The organism is Salininema proteolyticum (genome assembly GCF_042685645.1).
GTDB lineage: Bacteria > Actinomycetota > Actinomycetes > Mycobacteriales > Micromonosporaceae > Salininema > Salininema proteolyticum.
Genome location: NZ_JBHUNX010000001.1, coordinates 3,830,579 through 3,842,978 on the forward strand (window position 1 = coordinate 3,830,579; position 12,400 = coordinate 3,842,978).

Genomic DNA, 12,400 nt, shown 5'->3' on the forward strand with positions numbered 1-12,400 from the left:
GCCGGGGCTCTAGTGCGTCCTATGGAGATTCTTTCCGTTCGCGAAAGCTCGCCCGAAACCGAGGATAACATGAATAAAACACCAGGTTAACTGGTATTTTATGGGCAGTCCGAGAACGGTCGCCGTTAATGCCTGTTGTAGTATGAGGTCGCTTCCGACTCCTCCCGTACCGGTCTCCCGATCGCAGACGCCGACCATGCCGTTCCCCGATCGTCGCCGACCGGTCCCAATCCGCCTCTCAGAGGAGGGCCAGTGAAAGTCATCAGCGTCGTGGGCACCCGCCCCCAATTGGTCAAGCTGGGCGCCGTCGCCGCCGCTTTCGACGGGACGCCGCACGAGCACCGCATCATCCACACCGGACAGCACTACGACGCCGGCCTGTCCGACGTGTTCTTCTCCGGGCTGGGGATCCCCGCCCCCGACCACCACCTCGGCATAGGATCGGGCAGCCACGGCGTCCAGACCGGCACGATGCTCGCGGCGCTCGACCCGGTGTTCGAACGGGAGCGCCCCGACTGGGTCCTCGTGTACGGCGACACCAACTCCACCCTGGCGGCGGCGGTCTCGGCCGCCAAGATGCACCTGCCCGTGGCCCACTTGGAAGCCGGCCTCCGGTCCTTCAACCGGTCCATGCCCGAAGAGCACAACCGCGTGCTGACCGACCACTGCGCGGACCTGCTGCTGGCCCCGACCCGGGAGGCCATGGGCCACTTGGCCGGCGAGGGCCTGCGGAAGCGGTCCGAACTCGTCGGCGACGTCATGGTCGACGTCTGCCTGAGCACCAGGGACCGCGTCCTCTCCGCCGGCATCCGGCCGAGCCTGCCGGAGGGGATCGACCCGGACCGGCCTTACGTCCTGGCCACCCTGCACCGGGCCGAGAACACCGACGACCCCGGCCGGCTCCGCTCCATCGTGTCCGCCCTGGCCGCCTCGGACGTCCCCGTGGCGCTCCTCGCCCACCCCCGCCTGGTCGACCGCTGCGAGCGCTACGGGATCGACCTGACGGCCGGTGCTCTGCGCCCCGGAGAGCCCCTGCCCTACCGCGACCTGGTCGCCGCCGTACTCGCCTCCCGCGGCGTGGTCACGGACTCCGGCGGGCTCCAGAAGGAGGCCTACCTCCTGGAGACGCCCTGCACGACGGTGCGGACCGAGACGGAGTGGGTCGAGACGCTGGAGGGCGGCTGGAACGTCCTCATCCCCGAACCGGCGGACCACGACGCGGCCGAATGGCGCGAACTCCTCGCCAGGACGGTGCCCGGAACCGACCGCGGAGAACCCTACGGCGACGGCAAGGCCGCCCACCGCGTGGTCGACAGGCTCGCCGAGGTGCGTCCATGACCGGATCCGACCGGACACGGAGGCCGAGGATCCTCTACCTCTGCTTCTACTTCCCGCCGTCGCGGGCCAGCGGCGTCTACCGGGGCGTGGCGACGGCCAACGTCCTGGCTCGATCGGGCTGGGACGTGACGGTCCTGGCAGCGCCCGAGCGGTTCTTCCGCCTGGCGTCCTCGTCGGTCGACGAGTCGCTGAGCGGGGCCGTGGACCCCTCGGTCACCGTGCGGCGCCCGGAGATCGACTATTTCCCGTGGGAGACGGATGTGCGGCGCATGTCGTGGCTGCGGTGCCGCTTCCCGGAAGTGGCCGCGCGACGGTACGAGCGGAAGCGCGAGCGCGGGTTTCCCGAGCGCTACGCGTCGTGGGGCGATGAGGCGGTCAAGACGGGACGCGGGCTGCACCGGCGGAGTCCCTTCGACGCCGTTCTGGCGACCGGCAACCCCTACGCCGCCTTCGCCGCGGCGTGGCGGCTCAACCGCGCCACCGGTGTTCCGTACGTGCTGGACAACCGCGACGCGTGGACGCTGGACCTGTTCGAGAACCGCGACAAGTTCAAGCCCGGGCACCCGGCCTGGGAATGGGAGGAGCGGTTCATGCGGACCGCCTCCGGCGTGTGCTTCGTCAACGAGGCGCTGCGGGCATGGCACCGGGACCGCTACCCTTACGCGGCGGAGAAGATGCACGTCGTCCCCAACGGCTGGGATCCGGGCACCGTCGACATCGAGGAGGCCTCGCGGGCTCCGGGCGGTCCCGGCGACCGCGTGCGGTTCGGGTACCTCGGCACCCTGACCAAGCAGCAGCCGGTCGAGCCCCTGCTGGAGGCCTTCGAGCTCTTCCTCGGGGAGGGCGGTCGCCCGGCCTCCGTCCTCGACTTCCACGGATACCTCGAGTTCACGAACCCGGGGAAGAGGGCCATGCTGGAGATCCTCGGGCTGACCGGCGAGCCGCACGAGAGGCGGGTCGGCCGGGGCGAGGTCCGCTACCGGGGGCCGGCTCCCAAGACGGCCGTCGCCGAGGTCTATCGGGACCTGGACGTCCTCGTCTTCCTCGCCGGCGGTTCCCGCTACGTCACCTCGGGAAAGGTCTTCGAGTACATGGCGACGGGGAAACCGGTCGTCTCGGTCCACGCCCCCGGATCGGCGGCCGAGGAGTACCTCCGCGACTATCCGTGCTGGGTCCGCCCCGACAGCCTGGACCCCTCCGACATCGCCAAGGCCCTGCGCCGGGCGGCCGACCTGGCCGCCGCCCCCGACGACCCCCGCCGCCTCGCCGCCCGGGCCTACGGGGCCCGCTTCACCCGGGAGAACTCCCTGGCGGACCTCGTCGGCCTGCTCGACTCCCTGGCGGCTCCGGCATGAGACCCCCTGGGAGACGACCGTGACATACACCCCCGCACCGCGAGCGCTGGTCCTGTGCTTCGGAACCGCCGACCTGCGCCGGACCCGGCGCCTGCTGTACCGCCTGGACAAGGCCGGCGTGCCCGCCACGCTGGTCCTGGCCGACGGCGTCGGCCTGGAGCACTCCGACACCCTGGACCTCGGTGAGGCCGAGCGCCGTTCCCTCACCGCGCGCGCGTCGCGCAAGCTCCTGCGGCGCCGCTTCGGCAGGGCCTATTCCCTTCTGCGCCCCGGAGTCCTGTCCCGCATCGCCTGGCGGAGGAGGAGCCGGATGGACCTCGCGGCGGCGACCCACGTGTTCGTGCCCGAGCAGAACGCCCTCCCCTTCGCCCGCCGCCTGGCCCGAGCCCACCCTCACCTCACCGTGACCGTGGACCTGGACATTAGCAAGATGGCTTCGCCGGCCGGTTCGGCGGGGCGAGAGGAGAAGTCGCGAGAATGAGCACAAGCGAACGAGGCGGATCCCGGGGGACCGTGGCGATGCTCGTGGACAATCCCGTCGTCCGCGACTCGCGGGTCCAGAAGGCCGCCCAGTTCCTGGCCGACGGGGACTGGGACGTCACGCTCTTCGGCTACGCGCCAGAGGACGAGCCGGACGAGTTCGCGCTGGGGCGCGCCAGGGTCGTCCGGGTCCCGTCCGGACAGATGCCGGACGTGCTGCGGCTCAGGAGGGCCGTCGCCCACGTGAGGAATCCGCTGTCGTACGGCAGCCGCGACAAGGCCGCCTTCAAGGAGACCCGGATGCGGGCCAAGGTCGTCGACGGCGCCGTCCGCAGGGGCCGGCCGTTGGAGGGCGGCGACCTCGACGGCAAGGACCTCTACGACCGCCTGGCCGACCGGGCGCCGTTCTGGACGGCGGCGAGGTACCGGTGGACGGTCAAGCGCGCCAGGCAGACCCGGCGCCGCTCGCGCAGCACGGGCGTGAAGTGGAACGGGCGTCTGGAGAAGGCCGCGGTGAACGCCATGCGGCGGTTGGGCGTCCGCGAGTACTGGCGCCACAGCTACTCGATGCCGCTGGCCCACGAGGAGGCCATGCTCCAGGAGGTCCTGCGGCTGCGGCCCGACGTCATCCACTGCCAGGACTTCGCTCCGCTGCGTGTGGCCGTCCGCGCCAAGGAGATCCTCGCGCTGGCAGGGCACCGGGCCGCGGTCGTCTACGACGCGCACGAGTTCGTCGCCGGCGTCAGCGGGCACGGCCCCGCCTGGAACGCCGGCCTCGTCGACTACGAACGGTCCTATATCGCGGGGGCCGACCGGATCGTGACCGTCTCCGAGGGCGTGGCCGACGAGCTGGCGGAGTCCTACCGGCTCTCCCGGCGCCCCGACATCGTCCTCAACGTGCCCTTGCGGTTCGACCCGGACTCGTTCACCGCCGACGGGTGGGTCTCGCCGGGCGGGAACACCGACGTCCGAGCCGACTGCGGCCTCGGACCGGACACACCGCTGCTGCTGTACATGGGCGGTGCGACCGAGCCTCGCGGCCTGAACACGCTCATCGACGCCCTGGATCTCCTGCCCGAGGCCCATGCCGCGCTCGTGTGCGCCACCGGGGGGCGCAACCGCTTCCTGCCGGTCCTCATGGACCGCGCCGAGAGGCTGGGCGTCGCCGACCGGGTCCACTTGAAACCGTACGTCCCGTTCGACAAGCTCGTGGGCTACATCCGGTCCGCGGACGTGGGCGTCCACCCGCTGCGGCGCGGGCCGGTCAATCACGAGGTCGCCCTGCCCACCAAGCTCTTCGAGTACGCGCAGGCGCGGGTTCCCGTGGCCGTCAGCGACTGCCGCACGATGGCCGCGTTCGTCTCCGAGCACGGCAACGGCGAGGTCTTCCCCGCCGACGACGCTCAGGGGCTCGCCGCCGCAGTGTCCGAAGTGCTGGCCGACCCGGAGGCGTACCGCCGGGTCTACGAGGACGGCGGCCTGGCCGAGACCTACTCGTGGGAGGCGCAGGCAGGCATCTACCACGAGATCTTCACCGATCTCATGGACGGGCGCGTTCCCGGCACCGCCCCGGAGCAGCAAGCGGCATCCCTTTAGTTTCTCAGACGGCGCCGAACCCCGGATCCGTGATCGGCGGCGGTGAAATCAGAGCGGTCGAGTGCAGGCTCCGCGACGCAGCCGCTTTGCCGACATGGAAGTCCGAACAAGGACGTGGTGGAGAGATCGCCGGCTTCTGGGAAGCTGGCGACCTCTCGGTCCGCGGGCGCTACTTTCCGGCGATTCTCCGGGCGACCCGAGTCACCTTGCCGAGCAGCGAGACGCGGCGGCACTCGAGCACACCGCCGTCCGCGCCCTTGACGTGCACCGAGTAAGCCTTGACTCCCTTGCGGACGGTGAGCGGCTCTCCCTGTTTCCGGAAGGAGAGGGGCAGGTCGTACACCTTGTCCTTCAGCCTCGTCCTGACGCGCACCTGCCAACGTCCGACATCGGCCCCGGCGAAATCCTCGGCCGACAGGCGGATCGACACTTTCGTCCTGTCGCCGTGGGCGCCCTCCGAGGCGGAGAACTCTGCGGACTCACCGCCGGCGTCCTCAAGCGAGAGGGTCTTGGCCTTGGGAGGCTTCTTGCCCGGTTTCAGCTCCAACGGAACGACGGAGAGGTGCTCGTCGGCGTTCGACCCTGAAAGGGGGACTTCGAATCCCACCGTGATCGACCCGTCGGACCCCTTGCGCATTCTGGCCTGCGTGACGCCCTTGGCGAAACGTCCCTTGACCGATTCGTCGAGGACCTCGAAGGCGCGATCGGGAACTACCGACTCCCCATAGGAGGGGTACATCGCGAACACCCCGCCTTCGGCGAGACGGAAGCCCGGCACGGGTCCATTGGTCGTGTAGTAGACGAATTCTTTGAGTGCGTCGAGGTCCCCGGCCTGGGCCAGCATGATGCGGGCACGGCGTTCGATGAGGAGGCGGTCGCGGATCCGGTCAGTGAAGTAGGCGTCGGCCGCGTCGGCGATGACGTTCATCGTCTCGCGCTGGAGGTCTTCGGGCAGCTGGAGGAAGTCCCCTTCGAGCGCGTTGCGGAACTCCACCGAGAAGAGGCGGACGATCACCGCGTCGCGGCGCGGCCCGGGCTCGACGAGGTCGGCGACCGTGTCCATCACCTTCCGGGTACAGCGTGCCCGCTCAGGGTGCGTGACGCTGTAGGTGATGTTCGAGTCGTCCTCGCGCCGGACGGCGAAGTAGTGGTCGTAGTCGGCCAGCACCGACACCTTCTCCGCCAAGATCATCGCGTGGAGCGCGAAGGGCTGGTCGCTGGTGAACTTCATCGATTCCGGGAAGGCCGCGCCGATCTCACGGACGTGGTCGAGCCGGAACAGCTTGGTGTTCGAGATCGCCCAGGGAAGAGGCGAGTCGTAGAGGCTGACGTCCGGGTCGGTATTCGCGAAGATCCGCTTGGCGACGGCCTTGCCTCCCACGCCGATCATCTTCGGGACGACCACATCGGATCCCTGGTCGTCGGCATAGTCGACCATGCGCGCCAGGGACTCCCGCCCCAGGTAGTCGTCCGATCCCATGAAGAACACGTAACGCCCTGCGGCCCTCTCCATGCCGCGGTTGCTCGGCGCCGCGGCGCTTCCCGAGTTCTCCTGGTCGAGGATGGTGAAGAGGTCGGGATACTTGTCCGCGTAACGCTCCAGCTCCTCTCGCGAACCGTCGGTCGAACCGTCGTTGACGGCCACGATCTCCATTCGCTCGTGGCCGATCGTCTGGTCGACCAGTGAATCAAGGCACTCGCGCAGGTAGGGAAGGGTGTTGTAGACGGCCATGACAACGCTGACGTCCGGCTGGGCGGTTCTGGACATGAATCGGGTTCCTCAAGGCGGTTCCGGCGGCAAGGTGAACGGGGAGGCCCGTGCGGCCCGGCGAGCCTGCGTCGGGGCGAGACCCGAGGAGGCAGGCCGACACGCGGGCGAGGCACTCTTTTCCGACATTGTAGCCCAGCATTCAATCGGCGTTACAGCGCAGGATACTCGCCGCAATTCCGCGTCCTGGAACACGGTCAGCGCCCATTCTCCGTTTTCGACCGATTTCCGGTTACGCGCTCGATCCGGCGATCCGGAAAAAGAGACCGGAATTGTGCATCCGAAATCCCGAAACCGTCCGCCAGAGAGGCGAACATCACTCACATAAGGCGCAGTGCACTGGGCTCGAGCATGTGGATGCCCGATGCACAGTTTTTATTGATATACAAGACTATTTCAATACTCAACGAGAGCCCGCCACATCGGACCGGGAAAACACAGGTAACATACTCCCTTGACATCTCTGGAATCCCCTGCGCAAAACTACGGCGCAGAACCCCTGTGGAAAGGAAACGGCGTGGATAAAGACGGTAGGCCCGTCGTCGCAATGCTCGTCGACAATGCCATCGACGGCGACTCCCGCGTCCAGAAAGCGGCCAAATCCCTCGCGGGGCCCGACTGGGACGTGCACCTGCTCGGCATCGCTCCGGGAAAGGTCGGTGACGAGTACACGCTGGGGAGCGCGAAGGTACGCCGAATCCCCCTGGGGAAGAAGTTTCCCGACAATTCACTGCGGAGACGCCTCAAGCGCCTCCGCTTCCCCCTCGCCTACAAGGACGGCAGCCGCGCGGCGCAGAAGGAGGCCCTCATCCGGGCCAAGATCGTCGACGCGATGGCCGGTCCGGGTAGAGAACTGCCTTCCGACCTGGCAGGCGAGGGTTTCTGGAACGCGCTCGCCGAGGCCGCACCGCTGCGTCACCGACTGCGGTCCGCCTGGATCGGCCACCGCGTCGAGAAGACACGTGAAGCCCGCCGCTGGGCCCGGAGGCGGGAGGACGGGAGGCTCGAACGCCTGGAGGCCGACCTCTGGAGCAAGGTGCCCGGAATCAAGGTCTGGCGCCGCCTCGACAAGACCCCGCTGCGCTTCGAATCGGCGTTCCTGGAGCACATAGTCTCGTTGAACCCCGACATCATCCACGCCCACGACTTCCGGATGGTCGGCATAGCCGTGCGGGCACGCGATCTCCTGAGACGTGCCGGACGCGACCCGAAGGTGCTCTACGACTGCCACGAGTTCGTACCGGGGCTGGAACGCTACGGATACAAGTGGGAGGTCTCGCAGGCCGACTATGAGAGCCGCTACATCGACCGGGCCGACATGATCGTCACGGTGGGCGAGCCCATCGCGGAATGCCTGAAGGAGACCCACGGCCTGGACTACCGACCGGAGATCATCTTGAACGCCCCGATGAGCTACGACCGCTCCGACCCGATGGAGGTGCCCGAGGGCGAGGCTCCGGACGTCCGGACGGAGTTCGCGATCCCCCCGGAAGAGGGCATCGTCGTCTACGCCGGCGCCGCGGCACAGCGGAGGGGGCTGCAGGACGTGGTCGAGGCGCTGCCGGAGCTGGACTCCGTCCACGCCGTCTTCCTCGTCCCCGACCCCTCGAAACGCTTCATCGGCAGTCTCAAGACCCTCGCCGCGGAGCTGGGGGTCGCCGACCGGGCCCATTTCCGACCGTACGTGTCCTACGACCGCATCATCCAGTACATCAGGACCGCCGACATCGGCGTCTACCCGCTCTGGAGGGGTCCGGTCAACCACGACCTCGCCCTCGGAACCAAGCTGCTCGAGTACGTTCAAGCCGAGCTCCCCGTCGTGGTATCCGACGCCAAGGCCATGGCCGACTTCACCGCGAAGCACGGGATCGGCGAAGTGTTCACGGCCGGAAAACCGAAGGAGCTGGCAACCGCCTTGCGAACCGTCCTGGGGGACCGCGAACGGTACACCGCGCCCTACCGCGACCGCGGATTCATCGACCGATTCACCTGGGAAGAGCAGTACCCGGCCTATGACAAGGCCTACCGCGCGCTGCTCGGTTGACGAAGGCCACAGCGGTGATACCGCCGCGCCGGTCGACTCGTCCGAGATTGCCACCGGATCCCCGGCATTGCGGTGAACGCCGGGTTTCCACGAGTTTACGACGCAATCGTATTCCCACCGGGTCCGATTCCCGCGCTCCGCCGACTCGGCGGACCAGCGGTGATCCGGGCCCGGAACGCGCGGCGACGACCGGCAACAGCGCCGCCCGCACCGTCGAACAGGGCGACACCGTTCCTGTACGATGGCCGTGCTTGCCCCTATGGTCCTGGGCATACACCTTGCCTATCGGATTCGGGCGCAGTCCCTACAGCTCTCAAAGACGAGAGTCGCAGACCATACCTTGGAGACACAATGTCATCGAACCCTTCCGAGTTCATACCCCCGGCGGCACCCCGGATCGGGGACGCCGAGATAGAAGCCGCAGTGGCAGTCTTGCGAACCGGACGTGTGGTGCAGGGCCCCGAGGTGGCGGCATTCGAATCCGAGTTCTCCGAGACCTCGGGGACGGAGCACTGCGTTGCCGTCAACTCCGGAACCTCTGCCCTGCAGCTGTCGCTCATGGCGCTCGGATTCGGACCGGGCGACGAGATCATCGTCCCCTCGTTCTCGTTCGCGGCGACCGCCAACGTGGTCCGCCTCGTCGGAGCGGAGCCGGTCTTCGCCGACATCGACCCGCGCACGTTCAACATCGACCCCGAATCGGCCGCGTCCCTCATCTCCCCCAAGACCGCGGCGATCATCCCGGTCCACCTCTACGGCCACCCCGCCGACATGACGGCCCTCACCGCGCTCGCCGACAAGCACGGCCTGGCGGTCGTCGAGGACGCCTGCCAGGCGCACGCGTCCTCCATCGACGGGACTCCGGTCGGGTCCTTCGGCTCCGTCGGAACCTTCAGCTTCTACCCCACCAAGAACATGCACGCGCTCGAGGGCGGCATAGTCTCCACCGACGACGCCCAGTTGGCCAGGACGCTCCGCCTGCTGCGGAACCAGGGCATGGAACAGCGTTATGCCAATGAGGTCGTGGGCGCCAACATGCGCATGACCGACGTCTCCGCGGCCATCGGCCGGGTCCAGCTCGCGAGCCTCAAGGAGTGGACCCTGCAGAGGCAGGCGAACGCCGAGTTCCTCAACGAGAACATCTCCTCCGTCGTGACGCCGCACGTGGCCCCCGGCGTCTCGCACGTCTACCACCAGTACACGGTGAGAGTCGAAGGCGACCGCGAGAGGTTCCAGGAGGTCCTGAAAGACGAGGGCGTGGGCTCGGCCGTGTACTACCCCACCCCGATCCACCGGCTCAAGCCGTTCTGGGACGTCGACCAGGAGAGGGGACGTACCTGGGACCTCCCGGAGACGGAGAAGGCGGCCGGCGAAGTGCTGTCGCTGCCCGTCCACCCGTCCCTGAGCCGCTCCGACCTCGAGCGCATCGCACAAGCAGTCGAAAAGGCAGGATCCCGTCAATGAGCAGTCACCGTATCCGCGCCGGACTCATCGGCCTGGGCGCCATGGGCCGCAACCACGCCCGCGTCCTCTCCTCGCTGGAGGGAGTCGAGTTCGCCGTCGCGCTGGACCCGCAGGTGGACAAGATCGCGGCCAGCCCGGGCGTCCCCGTCGTCAAGGAGCTCGATGACTTCCTGAAGTACGGCCTCGACTACGCGGTCATCGCCTGCCCCACCGCGCTCCACGAACCGATCGGCCTCGAACTGGCGGCGGCCGGCGTCAACGCGCTCATCGAGAAGCCGCTCGCGCACACGGCCGAAGCCGCCGGAAAACTGGCCGAAGCCTTCTCCGAACGCGGCCTCGTGGCGGGAGTCGGGCACATCGAGCGGTACAACCCCGCCGTCCAGAGCATGCGCGCTCGCCTGCAGAACGGCGAGCTGGGCGACATCCTCCAGATCGCCACCCGGCGCCAGGGCCCGTTCCCGCACCGCATCGCCGACGTCGGTGTGGTCAAGGACCTGGCCACCCACGACATCGACCTCACCGCCTGGGTCACCGGGGAGTCCTATGAGACAGTCTTCGCGCAGACCCAGCACCGCAGCGGCAGGCCGCACGAGGACATGGTGACCGCCACCGCCCGCCTCTCCGGCGGGGTCATCGCCAACCACGCCGTCAACTGGCTCAGCCCGTTCAAAGAGCGCCGAGCCGTCGTCACCGGCGACAAGGGCAGCTTCACCGCCGACACCCTGACCGGCGACCTGACGTTCCACTCCAACGGTGTGGAGGACACCGAATGGGAGGCCGTCGCCGCGTTCCGGGGCGTGTCCGAGGGCGACATGATCCGCTACGCCGTGCGGAAGCGCGAGCCCCTTCTGGTGGAGCACGAGATGTTCCGGGACGCGGTTCTCGGCCGCGAGGCGGACATCGTCACGATCGAGCAGGGGCTCAAGGTCGTCACCGTGTCGGAGATGATGCTCGAGTCCGCGAACAACGGCACGGCCGTGCCCGCGCAGTGAAGACCATTCTGACACCTTCAAGGCTCCGACGGCGACGACCGGTCCCGTCCGAAAACCAGCACATCAAGGAGAACTGACTGTGAAGATCACTGTCGTGGCTCTGGGCAAGATCGGCCTGCCGCTGGCGGTCCAGTTCGCCACAAAGGGCCACACCGTCATCGGCTGCGACGTCCAGAAGAGCGTCGTCGACGACGTCAACGGCGGAGTCGAGCCCTTCCCCGGAGAACACCGGCTGGGCGAGCTGCTGAACGAGGTGGTCTCGGACGGCCGTCTCCGCGCGACGACCGACACGGCCGCCGCGGTGGCCGAGTCCGAGGCCGTCGTCGTGGTGGTGCCACTCTTCGTGGACGCGGAGGGGACTCCCGACTTCGGGTGGATGGACTCCGCCACACAGGACATCGCCAGGGGCCTCAAGCCGGGGACGCTGGTGAGCTACGAGACCACCCTCCCCGTCGGCACGACCAGAGACCGTTGGGCCCCCATGTTGGAGAAGGGTTCGGGCCTCAAGGCCGGCGAGGAGTTCCACCTGGTCTTCAGCCCCGAGCGCGTTCTCACCGGCCGGGTGTTCGCCGACCTCCGCCGCTATCCCAAGCTCGTCGGCGGCATCGACGAGGCATCGACCCGGCACGGCGTCGAGTTCTACGAGGCGGTGCTCGATTTCGACGAGCGCGACGACCTTCCCCGGCCGAACGGGGTGTGGGACCTGGGCGGCAGCGAGGCCTCCGAGATGGCCAAGCTCGCCGAGACCACTTACCGGGACGTCAACATCGGGCTGGCCAACCAGTTCGCGCGTTTCGCCGACCAGCACGGCGTCGACGTCATGAAGGTCATCGAGTCGTGCAACAGCCAGCCGTACAGCCATATCCACCGGCCGGGCATCGCGGTCGGGGGACACTGCATTCCGATCTACCCGCAGATGTACCTGTGGAACGACCCGGACGCGACAGTCGTCCGCGCCGCGCGGAAGGCCAACGCGGACATGCCGTCCTACGCCGTCGCCAGGTTGGAGGAAGCCTACGGCGATGTGAAGGGCGCGCGGGTCCTCGTACTCGGCGCCGCTTACCGCGGCGCCGTCAAGGAGACCGCCTTCTCCGGAGTCTTCCCGCTCGTCGAGAGTTTGCGGGCCAAGGGAGCGGCCGTCACGGTCACCGACCCCATGTACACCTCCCGGGAGCTTGAGGAGCTCGGCCTTCCGGCCGGCGAAGAGGCGGCGCCCGACGCCATCGTCGTCCAGGCCGACCACGAGGCGTACCGGTCGCTGAAGGCGGAGGACTTCCCCTCCGCGAAGGTACTGGTCGACGGCCGCCGCATCACCGACCCGCAGGCGTGGGCCGGGGTCCGGCGCGTAGTGATCGGAGAGTAG

The 12,400-nt window shown here is 68.3% G+C and carries 9 protein-coding genes; 8 read left to right on the forward strand and 1 reads right to left on the reverse strand.

Annotation, left to right across the window (positions count from 1 at the left end; all coding sequences use genetic code 11):
• Positions 1 to 252 precede the first annotated feature (252 nt).
• The 4 genes from wecB to ACFTE1_RS17705 are packed head-to-tail and all read left to right on the forward strand — an operon-like array spanning position 253 to position 4,769.
• On the forward strand, positions 253 to 1,338 hold the full coding sequence (wecB, locus tag ACFTE1_RS17690) for a non-hydrolyzing UDP-N-acetylglucosamine 2-epimerase (protein ID WP_380623990.1): 1,086 nt from the start codon (positions 253 to 255) through the stop codon (positions 1,336 to 1,338).
• Positions 1,335 to 2,693 carry a glycosyltransferase gene (locus ACFTE1_RS17695; protein ID WP_380623988.1) on the forward strand — a complete coding sequence of 453 codons (1,359 nt, stop codon included), beginning with the start codon at positions 1,335 to 1,337 and terminating at the stop codon, positions 2,691 to 2,693. Before wecB ends, ACFTE1_RS17695 begins: the two co-directional genes overlap by 4 nt.
• Positions 2,694 to 2,712: 19 nt before the next feature.
• Positions 2,713 to 3,174 (forward strand): hypothetical protein, encoded by a 462-nt coding sequence (locus ACFTE1_RS17700; RefSeq protein ID WP_380623985.1) that lies wholly within the window; start codon positions 2,713 to 2,715, stop codon positions 3,172 to 3,174.
• A complete protein-coding gene (locus tag ACFTE1_RS17705) occupies positions 3,171 to 4,769 on the forward strand; it encodes a glycosyltransferase family 4 protein (RefSeq protein ID WP_380623983.1) in 1,599 nt (532 codons plus the stop codon). The genes ACFTE1_RS17700 and ACFTE1_RS17705 overlap by 4 nt, the downstream gene beginning before the upstream one ends.
• Before the next feature lie 169 nt (positions 4,770 to 4,938).
• Here the strand turns inward: ACFTE1_RS17705 and ACFTE1_RS17710 are convergent, their stop codons facing one another.
• Entirely contained in the window at positions 4,939 to 6,537 is a 1,599-nt protein-coding gene (locus tag ACFTE1_RS17710; RefSeq protein ID WP_380623981.1) for a glycosyltransferase family 2 protein, read from the reverse strand.
• A 517-nt stretch (positions 6,538 to 7,054) separates the two neighbouring features.
• On the opposite strand from ACFTE1_RS17710, the gene ACFTE1_RS17715 reads away from it, so the two are divergent.
• The 4 genes from ACFTE1_RS17715 (at position 7,055) to ACFTE1_RS17730 (ending at position 12,400) form a co-directional block, all read left to right on the forward strand.
• Positions 7,055 to 8,581, forward strand: a complete 1,527-nt coding sequence (locus ACFTE1_RS17715; protein ID WP_380623979.1) for a glycosyltransferase family 4 protein — start codon at positions 7,055 to 7,057, stop codon at positions 8,579 to 8,581.
• Between the two features lie 351 nt (positions 8,582 to 8,932).
• Positions 8,933 to 10,045 carry a DegT/DnrJ/EryC1/StrS family aminotransferase gene (locus tag ACFTE1_RS17720; protein WP_380623977.1) on the forward strand — a complete coding sequence of 371 codons (1,113 nt, stop codon included), beginning with the start codon at positions 8,933 to 8,935 and terminating at the stop codon, positions 10,043 to 10,045.
• Positions 10,042 to 11,037 (forward strand): Gfo/Idh/MocA family protein, encoded by a 996-nt coding sequence (locus ACFTE1_RS17725; protein WP_380623975.1) that lies wholly within the window; start codon positions 10,042 to 10,044, stop codon positions 11,035 to 11,037. Before ACFTE1_RS17720 ends, ACFTE1_RS17725 begins: the two co-directional genes overlap by 4 nt.
• Before the next feature lie 79 nt (positions 11,038 to 11,116).
• Complete coding sequence (locus ACFTE1_RS17730; protein WP_380623973.1) at positions 11,117 to 12,400, forward strand: nucleotide sugar dehydrogenase; 1,284 nt, start codon at positions 11,117 to 11,119, stop codon at positions 12,398 to 12,400.